The sequence below is a fragment of the Shewanella sp. MBTL60-112-B2 genome, assembly GCF_019655055.1.
GTDB lineage: Bacteria > Pseudomonadota > Gammaproteobacteria > Enterobacterales > Shewanellaceae > Shewanella.
In genome coordinates this window covers 43,434-62,338 of sequence record NZ_BPFA01000020.1, presented here as the reverse complement: position 1 = coordinate 62,338, position 18,905 = coordinate 43,434, and the positions used below count along the sequence as shown (strand labels likewise).

Genomic DNA, 18,905 nt, shown 5'->3' with positions numbered 1-18,905 from the left:
CTATTAGCCCAGCTGAGAGATGTGTTAGTTTTCACGCAAGTTAGTTCGATTTAGCAAGCAGGCAAGAGCAACTACGAAAGTGAGTTGTTATCTAACGCTTCTCGCACAGGCCTAAAGCTCTTACGGTGTTCAGGTAACACGCCATGCTCAGCAAGAGCTTCAAAATGAGCTTTGGTCGGATAGCCTTTATGCTTTTCAAAGCCGTATTGTGGATATTGAGCTGCTAACGCATCCATCTCTCTATCACGCACCACTTTGGCGATAATAGATGCCGCACTTATCGCATCGATAAGACCGTCACCTTTGATAATAGCGTGACTCTCAACGCCAAAATCAGGTGTGCGATTACCATCAACCAACACACTTGTCGGTTTGATATTAAGCCCAGCTACCGCGCGCTGCATGGCAAGCATAGTTGCGTGCAAGATATTAAGCTCGTCAATCTCATCAGGACTTGCAGAACCAACACTGACACTTAGGGCTTTTTGCTGAATTTGCTCAAACAACAACTCACGCTTTTTTTCTGACAACTTCTTAGAATCGTTTAATCCTTCGATTGGATTATTAGGGTCTAAAATTACAGCGGCCGTAACCACATTACCGATTAACGGACCTCGGCCCACTTCATCAACACCGGCATATTGACCAATGCAAATTTGTGCCACTTGGTCAGGTGTGATCCCTTTAAAAACCGCCATTATACTTTATCCTCAATTAACTTAATCACTGCATCAGCTGCGCGAGCACTCGCATCACAGCGAATAGCTTGATGCATCGCCATAAAGCGATTATAGGTTGGCGTAAAATCACTATCGAGCTGTACGCCTACTGCCTTTGCTATTTTGTCAGGCGTACAATCGGCCTGAATAAGCTCTTCAATCACATCATCATCGGCAAGTAAATTCGGCAATGAGTAACGCTTGGTCAGCATCATGCCTTTAGCAATACGGTACGTGATAGGACTAACGCGATAGGCAACTACCATAGGGCGCTTAACCAGCATGGCTTCTAATGTTGCAGTACCCGATGCGAGCAAGATGCAGTCAGCTGCCGCCATCACTTCTCGTGACTGACCTTCGACTAAATGAATTTCTAAATCCGGAGCGTGTTCACGTAATGCTTGCTCAAATTGATCACGACGTTTTTGATTCACCAAAGGCGTAACGAACTTGATATCGGGATAACGCTGCTTAATCAGACTCGCCGCTTTGACAAAAGGTTCTGCAAGTTGCTTTAACTCACCGCCGCGTGAGCCTGGCAAAATGGCTAAGTATTCTGCAGCAGGATCCAGCCCTAGCTGTTCGCGTGCCTGCGCTTTATCATTTTCAAGCGGGATATCGTCAGCCAAAGTATGACCAACAAAGGTACAAGGTACCTGATATTCATCGTAAAACGCTTTTTCAAAAGGCAATAAAGACAGCACCATATCGGTGGCCTTAGCTATTTTGAAAATACGTTTTGGTCGCCATGCCCATACAGATGGACTGACATAATGTACGGTTTTAATCCCACGCTGTTTTAACTTTAGTTCCAAACCAATATTAAAATCAGGTGCGTCAATACCAATAAAACAATCTGGATTAATTGCGGTTAGCTTTTCAATCAGAGTCTTACGCACTTTTAGCAATCTTGGTAAACGAGAAAGTACTTCGACTATCCCCATTACGGCTAGCTCTTCGTATGAAAAAATCGATTCGAAACCGAGCGCTTCCATACGTGGTCCGCCAATACCGACAAACTTGGCATCCGGGTAGCTAACTTGCAGCGCTTTAATTAAACCTGCGCCTAAAATGTCACCTGAAATTTCTCCGGCAACCATAGCAAAAACACGAGGATTGTTTGAACTCATAAAGTGATGTCTATTATTGGTAGGTGGGAAACAAAGAACCCGCTTTTACACGGGTTCGATAATTAACTTAGCGGATGATGCCCCGTTGGGAGGAGGCGACAAACTCAATTAACATTTGAACCTGTTCATCATCAATCGCAGCCTCTTTAAGCTGCTCAACCGCTTCGGCAACGGTTAAGCTGCTGCGATAGAGTGTCTTGTAAGCTCTACGCACAGAAAGCTGAGACTCTTTAGAGAAGCCGCGACGCTTCATGCCTTCAATATTCAAGCCTCTAGGAATAGCAGGTTGACCCGATGCCATTACAAATGGTGGCACATCGTTAAGGATCAATGAACTACCAGCAGTAAACGCATGGGCACCAATGTGCACAAACTGATGAACGCCAGTCATACCACCTAAGATAGCCCAATCGCCAACATGTACATGGCCTGCAATAGATGCGTTATTAGCCATAATCACGTTGCTACCTACAACACAATCATGAGCGATATGCACATAAGCCATAAACAAGTTGTTAGAGCCAATACGTGTTTCCCATTCATCTTGAGTCGTCCCGCGGTGAATCGTTACCGATTCGCGGATCACGTTATTGTCACCAATAATCAAACGAGTCGCTTCACCCGCATATTTCTTATCTTGGCAATCTTCACCCACTGAGGCGAACTGGTAGAACTTATTGCCTTTACCGATAACAGTTGGTCCTTTCACAACAACGTGTGAGCTGAACCAGCAATCATCGCCAATCTCAACATCTGCACCGATATAGGTCCAAGGACCAATCGTCACATTCTTGCCAATCTTGGCATCTGGGTGGATGTAAGCTAATTTATCAATCACTTAGAAATCTCTCTACGTGCACACATGATCTCGGCTGAACAAACTACCTCGCCATCCACTTTAGCTACGCCAGTAAACACGCCAATTCCGCGGCGCTCTTTAATCATTTGCACTTCAAAATGAAGTTGGTCACCTGGTTCAACTACACGCTTAAAACGCGCTTTGTCGATACCTGCAAAATAGTATAACGCGTCATTAGACGGCTCTTCACTCATGGTTTTAAAAGCCAATAAGCCAGTTGCCTGCGCCATCGCTTCTAAAATCAGTACACCTGGCATCACAGGCTGAACCGGGAAGTGTCCCTGAAAAAATGGTTCATTAATAGTGACGTTTTTAATGGCATGTAGGGTTTCACCAGGAGTGAAATCTAGCACTCTATCGATCAATAAAAATGGATACCTATGAGGTAAAAATTTTAGGATCTCTTTGATATCCATTGTATTCAATTGATTTGACACGAAATTTTCCTTTATCTGCTCACAGCAGTCATTCATTTACTTTACGTTATTTTCCAGTGTTTTCACACGTTGGAATAGCGTATCTAACTGTCTAAAACGCACGGTATTCTTACGCCAAAGCTTGTTATCCATCGCAACTGTTGCTGATGAATAAACTCCGGCTTCTCGGATCACGCTAGTAATATTGGTGCTACCAGTAACATGCACGCCGTCAGCAATACTTAAATGGCCTGAAATTGCACAATTGCCGCCAATAATACAATGTTTACCAATAGTGACACTACCAGCAACAACTGTACTACCTGCAATGGCAGTATTTGCACCAATGATATCATTGTGTGCAATTTGAACTTGATTATCTAAAATAACCCCGTCGTGAATTTCTGTGTGATCGATTGCGCCGCGATCGACTGTAGTATTAGCGCCAATTTCAACGCGGTCACCAATGCGTACACCACCGGTTTGCGGGATTTTAATCCATTGGCCACGCTCATTAGCATAACCAAAGCCGTCAGAACCTAAAATTGCACCAGAGTGGATAATACAGTCTTGGCCTAAATGCACATTATGGTAAACCGTTACATTAGCCCATAAACGTGTGTTTGAACCAATCACACTGTCTTGGCCAACAACAGAGCCAGCACCAATCTGTACATTGTTACCTAGAATAACATTCTCACCAATCACCGCGTTAGCGCCAATCGCCACACCTTCGCCTAACATAGCTGAACTAGCTATTTGTGCAGACGGGTGGATATTATCGGCAGCCTTTGGAGTGGTATCGAGAAACTGTGCTATGCGTGCAAAACCCACGTAAGGATCTTTTAATACAATCGCATTGCCTGTATAGCTTTCTGCATCTGTAGGCGTCATCAAGATCGCCGACGCAGCTGTGGTTTGCAGCTGCGAGCGATATTTAGAATTTGCCAAGAAAGAGATTTGACCCGGACCTGCACCGTCCAAGGTGCCTACAGTTGAGATCTCAACTGTATCATCACCTTGAACGTCTGCATTTAAATGGTCAGCCAGTACTCTTAAAGTATAGCTTTTCATCTATCTACTTGCCTTTACCTAAAGCTTCAACCACTTTGTTACTGATGTCAGCGCTAGGCTTAACATAGATAACGGCGCCACGTTGAAGCACCATGTCATACTGCTCTTTTTCAGCAATAGAATTAATTGTCTTTTGAACTTCTAAAAGTAGCTTGTTTTGCTCTTCACCGTTACGACGACGCATATCTTCATCTAACGCTTTGCCTTTTAATTGTAGCTCAGCTTTCATAGACTCCATTTTACGCATCATGTCAGTCTTTTGAGACTCGCTCATTAGCGCTGCATCACGTTGTTGCTTTTCAAGCAAACCACGAAGTTCTTCCTGCATTTTTTGAACTGCAGCAACACGATCACCAAACTCAGTTTTTAATGTCTCATTTACTTGCTCACGCTGAGGTAACTGCTCAAAAACTGCCTGCATATCAACTACTGCAATCTTCTCTGCATGCGCCGCTAAAGGTGCACCCATAAGAACCATAACCATTACTGCGCGATTCAACATCTTATTCAAAACATACTCCTTTATCTCAGCAAAACTTGCCGATTTTTTTAAATTGATTTTAGAAAGTTTTACCAATATTAAACGAGAAGATCTCTGTTTCATCATCCTCGTATTCCTTGATTGGCCATGCCAGGCTAAATACCATAGGTCCCATCGGTGATAACCACTGCACGCTCATACCCCAAGAGGCACGAATACGGCTCGGATCGCTATAATCTTGCAGTCTATCAAACTCTTCAACTGGAAGATAACGATATGAATCGTAGTCAAACTCAGTGTCCCATACGTTACCGGCATCGACAAAGAAACTAGTACGTACAGAATTTGTATAAGCCTCATCCAAGAACGGAGTTGGCACAATTAACTCTAGACTTGCAGTTGCAATGGCGTTACCACCAATTGAGCGACCAGAGCTAACCTGAATCTGGTTAGGATCACCCGGCAAGCTACAACCTTCACCAGATGGATCCGGTGCACATGGCTCACTTCCACGATATAGGTAGAAAGAACGTGGGCCAACAGAGTTAGACTTAAAACCACGAAGTGAGCTACTACCACCTGAGTAATAGTTTTCCCAGAATGGCAAGATTTGGTCATTATCATTAAACTGACCATAACCATTACCGTAACCTAAACGGCCACGTGCTAGCACAACAAAACTGTGCTTACGATCGATCGGGAAATAGAAGTTTGTGTCAAAATCTGCTTTAAAGTATTGCAGATCTGAGCCTGGTACCGTCATCTTACCGTTCAAGCGTTGAGATGAACCATCAGATGGGAAAGTACCGCGGTTCAAGTTGCTACGAGACCAACCTAAACTCAGCTCGAAGTTATCAAAACTTAAACCTGCATTTGGATCATCACTATCACGATAAATGTCGTAGAAGCGAATCGCCTGCTCATAGGCCGAAATTTCAGAGATTTCGTTATGACGATAACCGATACCACCGTTAATACGATTATATTCGTTAATAGGGAAACCTGAATTTAACGAAATACCGTATGAACTGTTCTTATAGGCCTCAAGGTTTGCCTCGTCAGCATCAAACTCACTCCAGTAGATGCTACCACCTAGACTGACACCATCTTTAGTAAAGTAAGGGTCGGTGTAGTTGATATTAACGTTCTTCGAATACTTGTTAGTGTTTAAGTTAACACCCGCTTGGTTACCCGTACCTAAGAAGTTACTCTGCTGTACACCAAACTGTAGGCTAAGCCCCGATTCAGTACCGTAACCAACACCGGCGTTAAATGATCCTGATGGCTGCTCTTTAACATTAAATGCCACATCGACTAAATCATCAGTACCTGGTACTTGCACGGTTTCAGTATCAACGGTTTCAAAGTAACCAAGACGGTTTAGGTTCGATTTTGACAACTCTACTTGCGCTGAGTTAAGCCATGCACCTTCCATCTGACGTAACTGACGACGCATCACTTCATCTTTAGTAACCGTGTTACCTGTGAAGCTGATGTTTCGAACATAAACGCGCTTACCCGGTTGGATGTTGATATTAAGATTAACTTCTTTAGTCTCATCATCTATTTCTGGGTAGGTTTTAACTTCAGGATAAGCATAACCGAATCGACCTAGGTATTTACCGTACATCTCTTCGGTAAAGGTCACATCGCCACCGTTATACATGTCTCCAGCTTTCAATGGCAAGATGGCTTCTAACACCTCTTCCTTGCCCATTAAATCACCGGTTAAGTTCACGTCTTTGACTTTGTACTGCTCACCTTCGTCAACGTTGATGGTAATATAAAGCCCTTTACGATCTGGCGTCATTGCTACCTGCGTCGATGTCACATCGAAACGGATATAACCACGGTTTTGATAGTAAGTCTTAATCGTTTCAAGATCGGCTTGCAGCTTTTGCTTTTGATAGCGACGCTCACCAAACAGATCCCACCAAGCGACATAGTCTTTAAGCTCTAGCATGCCAATTAACTCTGCATCACTGAACTCTGTATTACCCACTACGTTAATTTGGCGAATTTCGGCGGCTAGACCTTCGGTGAAGCTAAACTTTAGCTCAACTCGGTTACGAGGTAAGTTAATAATTTCAGCTTTCACTTTAGCGCCGTATTTACCCACGCCGTAATAGAAATCTTGTAAGCCTTTTTCGATACCAGATAGCATAGTGCGGTCTAGCGACTCACCGACTTTTACGCCGGAGCCATCTAAACTTTCTTGCAGCTGCTCATCTTTAATATCTTTGTTACCTTCGAAGGTAACAGAGCTAATAGTAGGACGCTCGGTGACTTTAACTACGAGTACGTTTCCGTCTCGGAGCACTTCAATTTTTTCGAAGTTAGTTGACGCATACAAGCTCTTAATCGCCTGTTGCAATTTTAATTGATCAACAGTATCCCCTACCTTCACAGGCAAGTTTAGCAAAGCCGCACCGAGTGCCACTCGCTGTAAACCTTCAACTTGGATATCAGCTACTTCAAAAGGTTGGAATGTCTCTGCCCAACCGTTCCCTGAAAAAGACGCTCCGACTAATAACATCGAGGCAAAAAGTTTATTCAATCTCATAGAGCACTTCTAATTATTTGTCTGTCCTTGCTCAGAGTCGGGAAAAGTCATTGAAGAGCGCAACACTCATCAACATCAACAGCATAGCTGCCCCAATTCTGAATCCAATTTCCTGCACCTTCTCCGGTACAGGCCTGCCTGTAATTACCTCAACGAAGTAATACAAAAGGTGTCCCCCATCGAGCACTGGCAAAGGCAATAAGTTAATAATGCCTAAGTTGACGCTAATCAATGCGAGGAATCCTAAAAAATATACCAGCCCGACGTTTGCACTATTTCCTGCACCTTGTGCAATAGAAATAGGACCACTCAAGTTTTTAACTGAAACGTCACCAGTAAGTAACTTGCCAATCATCTTAATGCTGACAGAGACAAGTTGCCATGTTTTATCAACCGCAACCGGAAATGAATCTAAAAATCCGTATTCCAATTGCACTTTCATATTCTCAGGCCAAGGCTCTGAAGTCGGTGCAACACCGATAACACCTTCGACTTTACCTTCGGCATTTTCTCGTGATTTCGGTGTGACTTTAATTGCAAACTGCTCACCGTCACGACGCACAGTAATGGTAACGGGCTTATTGGCGGAGCCTTGAATTATCTCCACAAAGCGAGGCCAATCTTTATAGGTCTCACCGTCAATTGCAACTAAGATATCGCCGACCTTTATTCCAGCAAGACCAGCTGCACCGTCATCACTAACTAACCCAAGCGTTGGTAAAATAGCAGGGCGATACATGCCTAGGCCAATAGCCGTAATAGGTAACTCTTTCTCAGGATTAAATTTCCAGTTTTCGGTATCCAGAGAATAAGTTGTTTCATCGCCTGAAGCGCCTTCTAGACGAGACAATGGTGCAACTGTGATATCAACTTTACTGTCACCAATATGCCCAGCTAAAGCAAGATTTACCTCTTCCCAATCTCTCACCTTTTGGCTGCCAACAGCCATAACTTGCATTGGCTCTTTAACAATTATCTGCGCCGCAGGAGTGCCAGCAAGGGTTGAGTCTATTACAGGTTTCACTGCTGGTACGCCAATAAGGTACATGGCATACAGAGCTACAATAGCGAAGAGGAAGTTAGCGATGGGGCCTGCACTGACAATTGCGATTCGTTGCCAGACAGATTTACGGTTAAAAGCTTGATCTTTTAATTCTTCAGGCACTTCGTCAACACGCTCATCAAGCATTTTGACGTAACCACCAAGTGGGATCATCGCGATGACATACTCAGTGCCGTCTTTGCCTGTCTTGCGCCAAATCGCTTTTCCAAACCCAATTGAAAAGCGTTCGACCTTGACGCCACAGCGACGAGCTACCCAAAAGTGCCCATATTCATGGGCAGCAATTAAAATCCCTAAAGCAACAATAAAGGAACCTAAGTTCCATAAAAAATCGATCATTCCTTTCCTCTGAACTAATTCAGCTTACTGATGGCATCTAACGTATATCGGCGGCTTTGTGCATCTAGCGCCATGATATCGTCAATATTATTTAATGGATGCGTTGCCGTATTCATTAAGCTCTGTTCGTTTATTTTTGCTATATCGGTAAAGCGAATTCTGCCATCTAAAAATGCCTGGACGGAAATTTCATTGGCAGCATTTAATACTGTTGTCGCTTCTTGCCCTTGTTTGCAAGCCTCTATTGCCAATGCTAAACAAGGAAAACGATTAAAGTCTGGTTCTAAGAAGCTTAACTGTCCGACTTTGAAAAAGTCTAAAGGTTCAACTCCCGAGCTAATTCTTTGTGGAAACGACATACAATGAGCAATTGGTGTACGCATATCAGGGTTACCTAATTGTGCTAACACTGAGCCGTCACGATACTGCACCATAGAATGAATCACACTTTGAGGGTGGATCACAACCTTTAGCTGCTCAGGGCTGGCGTTAAACAACCAACGTGCCTCAATGTACTCAAGACCTTTATTCATCATGGTCGCTGAATCAACCGAGATTTTACGCCCCATCGACCAGTTCGGATGCTTACAAGCTTGATCTGGTGTCATGCTTGATAGCGTGGATAAATCCGAGGTTAAAAACGGACCACCTGAGCCAGTAAGCAAAATATGCGATACACCAGCCCCCGTTAAGTCACAACGGCCAATCTCTAACTGCGAGCGTTCAGACAAGCATTGGAAAATAGCATTGTGCTCACTATCGACCGGCAAAACTTGCGCGCCTGAGTTTTGCATTGCTTCGATAAACAACTGACCAGACATGACCAACGACTCTTTGTTAGCCAGCAATACGCGTTTACCCGCATTAACTGCGGCTAGCGTAGAAGGAAGACCCGCAGCGCCAACAATGGCCGCCATAACAGTATCTACCTGACTACTGCTTACTAACGATAACAGCTCATCTTCGCCAGTGGTCACTTCTATATTTAGATGACTTGGAAGTTGCTGCCTAAGCGCTTGCGCTGCTGTAGCATCGACCATATGGGCAATTTTAGGTTGATGTAAAGTACAAATCTCTAGCATCTTTGCGACATTGGTATTTGCCACTAAAGCATATACTTTGTATTGCTCTGGATTACACGCAACCACACTTAATGTGCTGGCTCCAATTGAGCCTGTTGCGCCTAAAATCACCATATTTTGCATTTAGTTACATCCAAAAAGCTATATAGATTAATGTGAATACAGGTAGAGCAGCCGTTAGGCTATCGATTCTATCTAATACGCCACCGTGACCCGGTAGGATCGTGCCTGAGTCTTTAATTTTTGCCACACGCTTAAACATACTCTCAGATAGATCGCCAACAGCAGAGGCTAAGGCGATAAAGAGTGTCACACCGATAATTAATCCAAGTTCCTGTTCAGGTGAGAAATACATCACACCTGCAACCACAACCATAGTGGTCAACAAGCCACCGAGCAGGCCTTCAATCGTTTTAGCAGGGCTCACATTTGGCATCAGCTTACGCTTACCAAACTTTTTCCCCGCAAAATAGGCACCAGAGTCTGTAGCCCAAACAACCAACATCACCAAGAAGACCAAGGTCCCGCCGTAATACGGCGAAGCTTGAGTACTCAGAGCCTTAAGAGAGATAAGCGACACAAAACATGGGATCAGGGTTAATTGTCCAAACATAGATTTGAACATGTGGCTTTTTTCCCAGAAGCGAGCGCTTTTAGGGAAGGACAACACCATGATAAACGAGATGAACCACCAGAAGCCACCAATGAGGATAACACCTAAGAATATAGGGTGCATCATGCCTCGTAGCCAGATCTCATCAGTTGGAACTAAGATATTCAGCGCAGTTAATAAGACACCAATAGTGACAGTGAAACTCCATTGAGTCATTTCACACTCACTGTCGATAATACGCCCCCATTCCTTAGCAGCGATTAAAAAGACTCCCAATAGTGCCCAAGAAAAATACTCAGTAGGTAAACCGAAGATGGCACCAAAAACTAAGGGGATTAACCAAATTGCTGTTATTATTCGTTGTTTTAGCAAAAAACTTCCCTCATAAATTATTACAAAGATCGGATGGTATCGATTTGAGTTCCTGTCAAACCGAATCGACGTTGACGATTGGCAAAAATAGCAATCGCGTCTTTAAACGCATCCTCATCAAAATCTGGCCACAAAGTGTCAGTAAAGACTAACTCAGCATAAGCTGCCTGCCACAGCACAAAGTTACTTATGCGATAGTCACCACCAGTGCGGATCATTAAATCAACTTCAGCTTGATTTTGCATGCATAAATGCTCACTTAAGGCCTCCTCGGTAAACTGAGTGCTGCTCATTTCACCAGATTCAACTTTAGCGGCCAATTTTTGTGCGGCTTGCATAATGTCCCAACGGCCACCATAGTTAGCTGCCACGTTAAGCACTAAATCTTTATTGTCAGCTGTTTTCTCTTCTGCAGCAGCAATTTGCTTTTGCAAGCGAGGAGAGAATCGACTGATATCACCAATAATATTGAGGCGAACCCCATTGTTGTGCAGCAACTTAAGTTCGCGCTGCAGCACGGTAAAAAATAGTTCCATCAACAAGCTGACTTCTTTGTCAGGTCTGCGCCAGTTTTCACTGGAAAAAGCAAACAAGGTTAATGATTCAACGCCTAAACTACGTGCCGTGCTTACTGCTCGCCTTACAGCCTTAACACCGGCTTTATGGCCAATAACTCGTGGCTTTCCCTGAGCCTGTGCCCAACGCCCGTTACCATCCATGATGATAGCAACATGTTTAGGGATCGACTGTTTTACCAAGGCGGATATTTCGCTTGGTAAGGTCTGTGTCACTTCAGTGTCAGACTGGGAATCGATTGACATCTATTACAACCCTTAAAAATAGACAAACGCCGTGTAGTATACCTCTACACGGCGTCTTAACTCTAGGGCATGTTGACTATTCGAGTTTAATTTTTGTTCAAGCTCAGCGCTTTTATTACAAGGCGTGAGCTATGAAGCTTAATAAGCTAGGCGAAAAGTTCGCTATCTCTCACTAAAAAAGCAAGAAACACTCAAAAGCGTATTAAAAACCAACTCAAACGGAAAACATCCCTTTACTGAAGAGCTCTATTTAGAACTCCATCAGTTCCTTTTCTTTAGCTGCCAAAATTTCATCGATCAGCTTAATGTGTGTATCAGTTAACTTCTGTACGTCATCTTCACTACGACGAACATCATCTTCTGTACACTCTTTTTCTTTCTCTAACTCTTTAACATTTGAGTTAGCGTCACGACGTACGTTACGAATCGCGATACGGCCGTTTTCAGCTTCGGCACGAACAACCTTGATTAGGTCTTTACGACGTTCTTCAGTCAATGCAGGCAATGGAATACGGATAGTTGCACCCGCAGACATTGGGTTTAGACCAAGATCTGAACTCATGATTGCTTTTTCTACAGCTGCAATCATAGTACGGTCAAATACTGATACAGTTAATGTACGCGCATCGCCAATAGATACACTTGCAACTTGCTTAAGCGGAGTCAGCGAACCGTAGTAAGGTACTTGGATAGTATCCAATAAGCTTGGGTGTGCACGGCCAGTACGAACTTTAGCCATTTGAGTTTTGGTTGACTCAACACACTTGTCCATACGAATTTGCGCATCGCTCTTAATTTCGTTAATCACGTTATATGTCCTTTTAAGTCACTAAATATAGCTTAATCAGCTTTAATCATTGTGCCTTCTTGCTCGCCCATGATGACGCGGCGCAGTGCACCAGGCTTATTCATGTTAAATACTAGCAATGGCATGTTATGGTCTCTGGCCATAGTGAATGCAGCCAAATCCATTACTTTCAATTCTTTGTCGAGTACTTCATTGTACCCCATCACATCATACTTGACGGCATCTGGGTTTTTAACCGGATCATCTGAATATACGCCGTCAACTTTTGTGCCTTTAATCACAACTTCTGCTTCAATCTCAATACCACGTAAACACGCAGCAGAGTCAGTCGTACAGAATGGGTTACCTGTACCAGCAGCAAAAATAACAACACGGCCTGATTTTAGCAAACTAATTGCTTCAGCCCAGTTGTAGTCATCACACACGCCTTTTAGCGGAATGGCTGACATTAAACGTGCATTTACATATGCACGGTGCAATGAATCACGCATTGCTAAGCCGTTCATCACTGTTGCCAACATGCCCATGTGGTCACCCACTACACGGTTCATACCCGCGTTAGCCAGACCTTCACCACGGAACAAGTTACCACCGCCAATGACAACACCCACTTGAATACCGAGTTCAACAAGCTCTTTGATCTCTTGTCCCATACGATCGAGAACTTTAGGATCAATGCCGAAGCCTTCTTCACCCATTAGGGCTTCACCACTTAGTTTTAAAAGAACACGACGAAAAGCAGGTTTAGGATTGGTACTCATATTTATTAGTCCTGATTATGGCGATAGGGGGTTATACACTCAACTGATTTATTAGCGTTTTATCTAACTAAACAAAAAACCAGTTGATTATATACGATAAGACCGCAGCAATTGCTACGGTCTTATGTGTACTAAGAAAGGAAATTAACCTTTGTTAGTAGCAGCGATTTGTGCAGCAACTTCTGCAGCGAAATCTTCTTCTTTTCTTTCAATACCTTCACCAACTTCTAAACGAATGAAGTTAGTTACTGAAGCGCCTTTCTCTTTAAGAATTTCGGCAACAGTTTTCTTTGGTTCCATGATGAAAGCTTGACCAGTAAGAGAAACCTCACCAGTGAACTTCTTCATACGACCGATAACCATTTTCTCAGCGATTTCAGCAGGCTTGCCTTCGTTCATTGCGATTTCGATTTGAAGAGCTTTTTCTTTCTCAACAACTTCCGCAGGAACGTCTGAAGGGTTAACGTATTCAGGCTTAGAAGCAGCAACGTGCATTGCGATGTGCTTTAGAGTCTCTTCGTCAGCTTCACCAGCAACAACAACACCGATACGCTCGCCGTGACGGTATTCAGCTAGGTTAGCACCATCGATGTACTCAACGCGACGTACGTTGATGTTTTCACCGATTTTAGCAACTAGAGCAACACGAGTTTCTTCAAACTGCTCTTTAAGTGCTTCGATAGTTACTTTAGATGCAGCAGCAACTTCTAGTACTTCGTTAGCGAAGCCTAGGAAGTTAGAATCTTTTGCAACGAAGTCTGTTTGACAGTTAACTTCTAGTAGAGCAGCGTAACCTTCGCCTTGCTTGATAAGGATAGTACCTTCAGCAGCGATGTTACCCGCTTTTTTAGCAGCCTTAGCAGCACCGCTCTTACGCATGTTATCAATTGCTAACTCGATGTCACCGTTAGTTTCAGTCAGTGCTTTTTTACAGTCCATCATGCCAGCGCCAGTGCGGTCACGAAGTTCTTTAACTTGGGCAGCAGTAATTGCCATTGCTAAATCCTCTACAGATAATTTTTCAAATTCAATAGATAAGAAACAGGGGCCAATCATTTTGAATGAAAGTGCCCCTGTTCACCAATCATGTATCTTGGTTAATAAGGGTGATGAAAATTCATCGACCGTTATTATTCAGCTTCTACGAAACCGTCTTGTTCAGCTTGAACAGCTAAGTCTTGACCACGGCCAGCTTTCGCAGCAGCAGCAACAGACTGAGTGTATAGACGGATAGAACGCATAGCATCATCATTACCAGGAATGATGTAGTTGATACCGTCTGGAGAAGAGTTTGTATCAACAACAGCAACAACAGGAATACCTAGGTTGTTAGCTTCTTTAATAGCGATATGCTCGTGGTCAGCACCGATAACGAAAATTACGTCTGGTAGGCCAGCCATGTTCTTGATACCACCTAGAGACTTCTCTAGCTTATCAAGTTCACGAGTACGCATTAGCGCTTCTTTCTTAGTCAGCTTGTCGAAAGTACCGTCTACAGACTGGCTTTCAAGGTCTTTAAGACGCTTGATTGATTGACGAACTGTTTTCCAGTTAGTCAACATACCACCTAACCAACGGTGATCAACATAGTACTGGTCACAAGAAACAGCAGCTTCTTTGATAGCTTCGCTTGCAGCACGCTTAGTACCAACAAAAAGAACTTTACCTTTCTTAGATGCAACGTTGCTGATGAAAGCAAGTGCTTCGTTGAACATTGGTACAGTGTGCTCTAGGTTGATGATGTGTACACCGTTACGAGCGCCGAAGATGAATGGCTTCATCTTTGGGTTCCAGTAACGTGTCTGGTGACCGAAGTGAACACCGGCTTGTAGCATGTCGCGCATTGAAACTGTAGTCATTTTATTTACCTTAAATAAATTAGGGGTTAGACCTCCACATATCCCATATCTTCGACCCGATAAGGGCACCCCGAAGAACGTGTCGATATGTGTGTGATTTAGTATTTATCAATAGCCATGTATAATGGCCGCCATCTTAACTCGGGCGAACCACCTTGAGGTGGGATCGACAAGAGTCAAACATAACGGCGCGCTTTATACCATAATTTGAAAAAAAGCACAAATATTTACGTCGTTTTTGGGCAAATTCGTCATATCGAAAGACGACTAATTTAGACATTGAGAGACATTAGAATGAGTATAGTAATTAAGACTGCTGAAGAGATTGAAAAGATGCGTGCCGCGGGTAAGCTAGCCGCTCAAGTGCTAGAGATGATTGCTCCACACGTAAAAGCGGGTGTAACTACAAACGAGCTTAACGATATTTGCGCTAAGTATACCGAAGAGCATGACGCTATTTCTGCTCCACTTGATTACCATGGCTTCCCAAAATCAATTTGTACTTCAATCAATGATGTGATCTGTCATGGTATTCCAAGTGACCGCCCACTGGTTGATGGTGATATCGTTAATCTTGATATCACAGTGATTAAAGATGGCTACCACGGTGACACGTCTAAAATGTTCCTTATTGGTGATGTAAACCCGAAGAACGTCCGTCTATGTCGCATCGCTCAAGAAGCACTTTATGCCAGCATTAAAAAAGTAAAACCGGGCATGAAACTAGGTGAGATCGGTACCTTGATTGAAAAATTCATCAAGTCGAAGAAGACTGGCCTAGAGAAGTACAGCATTGTGACCGATTACTGCGGTCATGGTATTGGCGCTGGCTTCCATGAAGAGCCACAAGTTATGCATTATAAAAATAATGACAAAACCGTTCTTAAAGCCGGTATGTGTTTTACTATCGAGCCAATGATTAACGCGGGCCGTCATACCAGTGTGTTAGATAAGAAGGACAACTGGACGGTTACCACTTCTGATGGTAAAAACTCTGCACAGTGGGAACACACTCTTTTAGTGACTAAGACTGGTGTAGAAGTGTTGACCCTGCGTGAAGAAGAGACTGACTTACCTCGCGTAATAAATCACTAATAATTTAGTCCAAATTAATGTCTAAAAAGCGTGCTTAAGCACGCTTTTTGTTTTTAGCTCCCTCAAGAACAGCGCCACTATTCACCATACAAATCGAGATTCTGTCACCTCACGTCCGAATTAGGCTGGAAAATCCGCACCAAAATAAAGCAAGTTTCATTATTCTTAGCCTACTCGTCATTAATCACCATAAAGCCCTTTAAATTCGTGGTTTTTGCATAGATAATCGTTGTCAACGGATCCGTTCTCGAAGAAGAGATTTGATGAATAGTGCACAATCTGCCAAAAACGCTTTAATCGACTTAAACCAAACGATACTGGAAAGCTTTAACGCGAAATCAGATATTCGCTCGATCGTGAGTACTCGCTGTCAGCATGTCGATAAGTTACTTCAGCAGCAATGGAGTGCACACAATCTACAACAATACCCCATAGCTCTCATTGCTGTGGGCGGCTATGGCCGTGGAGCATTACACCCTCAATCCGATGTAGACCTGCTCTTTTTAACCGAAGGCGAGTTATCATATGACGCCGAACAGGCATTAAGTGCATTCATCGCCTTTATTTGGGATGCCGGACTCGAAGTTGGCCATAGCGTTCGCAGTATCGAAGAGACATTAGAGCAAGGACGGGCTGACATTACCGTTGCGACCAACCTACTCGAGTCACGCCTTTTATGTGGTCCTCAGGCCCTCTTTACTCTGCTTTATCGCAATATTCGCCAAGATGACTTTTGGCCAAGTAGTGATTTTTATGTCGCTAAACGCGATGAGCAGGCCGCCCGTCATAGCCGTGCTAATGCGTTTGACTTAGAGCCAAATCTAAAAAGCTGTCCAGGTGGACTTAGAGACATTCAAACCGTCGCTTGGGTAGCCATGCGCCACTTCAATGCTGAAAAGTTTGAAGAACTCGTATTTCATGGGTTTTTAGAACCTATTGAGCTTGATGAATTACTCGAAGCGCAAGACTTTTTATGGCAATTGCGATGTTCATTACACCTTATATCTGGGCGTGACGAAAACCGTTTATTATTCGACCTGCAACCTCAAGTTGCTAAGTTGATGGGTTACGAAGACAATACCCAATTAGCTGTCGAGCAAATGATGAAGAACTACTACCGCACCGTTAGGCGTGTAATGGAGCTCAATCAGATGCTACTTCAGCTGTTCAAGCGAGCAACGCTAGGCCATATCAAAGCCTTAGAAGTGGTGCCAATTGATGAACAGTTTCAGCGTCGGGGCAAATTTATTGAGAGCTTGAGCTACGATCTATTCGATAGCCCAGAAAATATCCTAAAACTGTTTTTATGGGTCGCTAAGAACTCTAATATCAAATCCATTTATGCTGCAACGCTACGCAGCTTGCGTCGAGCCAGGCGCGCACAGCCTCAAGCTCTTATGTATCATGAATCCTGCCGTCAACTGTTTATGCAGATCCTGCGTCACCCACGAGGCATAGTGGCTCTTTCATTGATGCATAAACACGGCGTACTGTCGGCGTATCTCCCTGCTTGGCGGGCCATCGAAGGTCAAATGCAATTTGACCTATTCCATGCTTATACCGTTGACGAACATACCCATAGATTACTACTCAATATCGAGAGTTTTTCTCAGCCCGAACAAAAAGAGGAGTTCCCTCTTGGTTCAGTACTAATAAACCAGTTACCTAAAAAGGGCTTATTGGTGTTAGCTGCAATTTTTCACGATATCGCCAAGGGTCGAGGTGGCGATCATAGTAAACTTGGCGCTACCGATGCTTTAGATTTTTGTAAGCTACATGGCATGAATGATCATGATGGACGCCTAGTCAGTTGGCTAGTTGAAAATCATCTCGTTATGTCTGTTACTGCCCAGCGCCGCGATATTTCAGACCCTGATGTGGTTGCTGATTTCGCTGAACGTGTACGCGATGCAGTGCATTTAAGTTACCTGTATTGCCTAACAGTGGCTGATATCTGTGCCACCAATGAGAAAACTTGGAACAGCTGGAAAGGCTCACTACTGCGTGATCTCTATTTTTCAACCCAGCGCGTTCTTTCCCGAGGCAAAGAAAAGCCCGTCGATATTCGTGCCCGAGTACGTGAACATCAAGCTAAAGCGAAGAAAGAATTACTGCGCCGCGGCATCAAAGAAAAAGATTTGGATGCGCTGTGGCAACGTTTTAAAGCCGATTACTTTCTGCGTAGCCAACCTAATCAAATTGCTTGGCACGCAGAAGCCATCATCAAGCATAAACAAGATGAAACCTTAGTTCTCATCTCTAAACATGTGACACGCGGTGGTACCGAGCTGTTTGTTTACGGTAAAGACAAACCCAAGTTATTTGCCACCGTGATGGCAATATTAGACAATAAAAATATTACCGTTCATGACGCGAGTATCATGACTTCCAAAGACAACTACGCGCTAGACTCTTTTGTTATTTTGGAACAAGATGGCGAGCCTGTATCGCAGCTTTCTCGGATCCAAGGGATCAAAAAGACGTTAATAAAAGCCTTAAGTAATGAAACACCTAAGTTGCCAAAGTTTAGAAATCTATCAAGAAAGATGAAACCTTTTAAAGTTGCAACCCAAGTGAGTTTCCCTACAACCCGAAGCCATGGTAAAAGTATGATGGAACTCATCGCACTCGACTCACCAGGATTACTCGCAAGAGTCGGTGAAATACTATATCGCTGCGAAATTACCCTGCTTGCTGCAAAGATCACCACTATTGGTGAACGTGCAGAAGATTTCTTTTTATTGCAAAGCGCTGACGGACAACAACTCGACGCTATGCAACAAGCTAAATTACGTGAAGCACTGATCAGTGCTTTATAGATTTTTTAAAACAAAATATTGGGAGAAGTAA

At 43.6% G+C, this 18,905-nt stretch carries 17 protein-coding genes; 2 read left to right on the top strand and 15 right to left on the bottom strand.

Annotated features, from left to right (window positions below):
• Positions 1-71: 71 nt before the first annotated feature.
• The 15 genes from rnhB to rpsB all read right to left on the bottom strand — a co-directional run bounded on the left by rnhB (position 72) and on the right by rpsB (position 14,960).
• Positions 72-698 carry a ribonuclease HII gene (rnhB, locus tag K5Q73_RS13365; protein WP_220763718.1) on the bottom strand — a complete coding sequence of 209 codons (627 nt, stop codon included), beginning with the start codon at positions 696-698 and terminating at the stop codon, positions 72-74.
• A complete protein-coding gene (lpxB, locus tag K5Q73_RS13360; RefSeq protein ID WP_220763716.1) occupies positions 698-1,849 on the bottom strand; it encodes a lipid-A-disaccharide synthase in 1,152 nt (383 codons plus the stop codon). The genes rnhB and lpxB overlap by 1 nt, the downstream gene beginning before the upstream one ends.
• A gap of 67 nt (positions 1,850-1,916) precedes the next feature.
• Positions 1,917-2,687, bottom strand: a complete 771-nt coding sequence (lpxA, locus tag K5Q73_RS13355; protein ID WP_220763714.1) for an acyl-ACP--UDP-N-acetylglucosamine O-acyltransferase — start codon at positions 2,685-2,687, stop codon at positions 1,917-1,919.
• Entirely contained in the window at positions 2,684-3,145 is a 462-nt protein-coding gene (gene fabZ, locus K5Q73_RS13350; protein WP_041411562.1) for a 3-hydroxyacyl-ACP dehydratase FabZ, read from the bottom strand. The genes lpxA and fabZ overlap by 4 nt, the downstream gene beginning before the upstream one ends.
• A gap of 36 nt (positions 3,146-3,181) precedes the next feature.
• The gene (gene lpxD / locus K5Q73_RS13345; RefSeq protein WP_220763712.1) at positions 3,182-4,198 is read right to left on the bottom strand and encodes a UDP-3-O-(3-hydroxymyristoyl)glucosamine N-acyltransferase; all 1,017 of its coding nucleotides are present in this window, start codon (positions 4,196-4,198) and stop codon (positions 3,182-3,184) included.
• A 4-nt stretch (positions 4,199-4,202) separates the two neighbouring features.
• On the bottom strand, positions 4,203-4,700 hold the full coding sequence (locus K5Q73_RS13340; RefSeq protein ID WP_220763790.1) for an OmpH family outer membrane protein: 498 nt from the start codon (positions 4,698-4,700) through the stop codon (positions 4,203-4,205).
• 58 nt (positions 4,701-4,758) lie between these two features.
• On the bottom strand, positions 4,759-7,242 hold the full coding sequence (gene bamA / locus K5Q73_RS13335; RefSeq protein ID WP_220763710.1) for an outer membrane protein assembly factor BamA: 2,484 nt from the start codon (positions 7,240-7,242) through the stop codon (positions 4,759-4,761).
• Positions 7,243-7,273: 31 nt separating this feature from the next.
• Positions 7,274-8,644 carry a sigma E protease regulator RseP gene (gene rseP, locus K5Q73_RS13330; protein WP_220763708.1) on the bottom strand — a complete coding sequence of 457 codons (1,371 nt, stop codon included), beginning with the start codon at positions 8,642-8,644 and terminating at the stop codon, positions 7,274-7,276.
• Positions 8,645-8,658: 14 nt separating this feature from the next.
• The gene (gene ispC, locus K5Q73_RS13325) at positions 8,659-9,849 is read right to left on the bottom strand and encodes a 1-deoxy-D-xylulose-5-phosphate reductoisomerase (protein ID WP_220763705.1); all 1,191 of its coding nucleotides are present in this window, start codon (positions 9,847-9,849) and stop codon (positions 8,659-8,661) included.
• Positions 9,850-9,853: 4 nt separating this feature from the next.
• Positions 9,854-10,711 carry a phosphatidate cytidylyltransferase gene (locus K5Q73_RS13320; RefSeq protein ID WP_220763703.1) on the bottom strand — a complete coding sequence of 286 codons (858 nt, stop codon included), beginning with the start codon at positions 10,709-10,711 and terminating at the stop codon, positions 9,854-9,856.
• Positions 10,712-10,731: 20 nt separating this feature from the next.
• Entirely contained in the window at positions 10,732-11,532 is an 801-nt protein-coding gene (gene uppS / locus K5Q73_RS13315) for a polyprenyl diphosphate synthase (protein WP_220763701.1), read from the bottom strand.
• A gap of 250 nt (positions 11,533-11,782) precedes the next feature.
• Complete coding sequence (frr, locus tag K5Q73_RS13310; protein ID WP_220763699.1) at positions 11,783-12,340, bottom strand: ribosome recycling factor; 558 nt, start codon at positions 12,338-12,340, stop codon at positions 11,783-11,785.
• A gap of 32 nt (positions 12,341-12,372) precedes the next feature.
• A complete protein-coding gene (gene pyrH / locus K5Q73_RS13305; protein ID WP_220763697.1) occupies positions 12,373-13,101 on the bottom strand; it encodes a UMP kinase in 729 nt (242 codons plus the stop codon).
• A gap of 144 nt (positions 13,102-13,245) precedes the next feature.
• Positions 13,246-14,097, bottom strand: a complete 852-nt coding sequence (gene tsf / locus K5Q73_RS13300; RefSeq protein ID WP_220763695.1) for a translation elongation factor Ts — start codon at positions 14,095-14,097, stop codon at positions 13,246-13,248.
• Between the two features lie 134 nt (positions 14,098-14,231).
• Positions 14,232-14,960, bottom strand: coding sequence for a 30S ribosomal protein S2 (rpsB, locus tag K5Q73_RS13295; protein ID WP_012156108.1), 729 nt, complete (start codon positions 14,958-14,960; stop codon positions 14,232-14,234).
• Between the two features lie 294 nt (positions 14,961-15,254).
• Between rpsB and map the strand changes: the two genes are divergently transcribed.
• A complete protein-coding gene (gene map, locus K5Q73_RS13290; protein WP_220763693.1) occupies positions 15,255-16,055 on the top strand; it encodes a type I methionyl aminopeptidase in 801 nt (266 codons plus the stop codon).
• A gap of 263 nt (positions 16,056-16,318) precedes the next feature.
• Positions 16,319-18,874, top strand: a complete 2,556-nt coding sequence (glnD, locus tag K5Q73_RS13285) for a bifunctional uridylyltransferase/uridylyl-removing protein GlnD (protein WP_220763683.1) — start codon at positions 16,319-16,321, stop codon at positions 18,872-18,874.
• Positions 18,875-18,905 lie beyond the last annotated feature (31 nt).

Excerpts from the sequence above, each read along its gene's own strand:
- pyrH (WP_220763697.1), bottom strand. The coding sequence starts at position 13,101 with ATGAGTACCAATCCTAAACCTGCTTTTCGTCGTGTTCTTTTAAAACTA.
- rpsB (WP_012156108.1), bottom strand. The coding sequence starts at position 14,960 with ATGACTACAGTTTCAATGCGCGACATGCTACAAGCCGGTGTTCACTTC.
- tsf (WP_220763695.1), bottom strand. The coding sequence starts at position 14,097 with ATGGCAATTACTGCTGCCCAAGTTAAAGAACTTCGTGACCGCACTGGC.
- K5Q73_RS13340 (WP_220763790.1), bottom strand. The coding sequence starts at position 4,700 with ATGTTGAATCGCGCAGTAATGGTTATGGTTCTTATGGGTGCACCTTTA.
- bamA (WP_220763710.1), bottom strand. The coding sequence starts at position 7,242 with ATGAGATTGAATAAACTTTTTGCCTCGATGTTATTAGTCGGAGCGTCT.
- map (WP_220763693.1), top strand. The coding sequence starts at position 15,255 with ATGAGTATAGTAATTAAGACTGCTGAAGAGATTGAAAAGATGCGTGCC.
- lpxB (WP_220763716.1), bottom strand. The coding sequence starts at position 1,849 with ATGAGTTCAAACAATCCTCGTGTTTTTGCTATGGTTGCCGGAGAAATT.
- ispC (WP_220763705.1), bottom strand. The coding sequence starts at position 9,849 with ATGCAAAATATGGTGATTTTAGGCGCAACAGGCTCAATTGGAGCCAGC.
- rnhB (WP_220763718.1), bottom strand. The coding sequence starts at position 698 with ATGGCGGTTTTTAAAGGGATCACACCTGACCAAGTGGCACAAATTTGC.
- glnD (WP_220763683.1), top strand. The coding sequence starts at position 16,319 with ATGAATAGTGCACAATCTGCCAAAAACGCTTTAATCGACTTAAACCAA.
- uppS (WP_220763701.1), bottom strand. The coding sequence starts at position 11,532 with ATGTCAATCGATTCCCAGTCTGACACTGAAGTGACACAGACCTTACCA.
- rseP (WP_220763708.1), bottom strand. The coding sequence starts at position 8,644 with ATGATCGATTTTTTATGGAACTTAGGTTCCTTTATTGTTGCTTTAGGG.
- lpxD (WP_220763712.1), bottom strand. The coding sequence starts at position 4,198 with ATGAAAAGCTATACTTTAAGAGTACTGGCTGACCATTTAAATGCAGAC.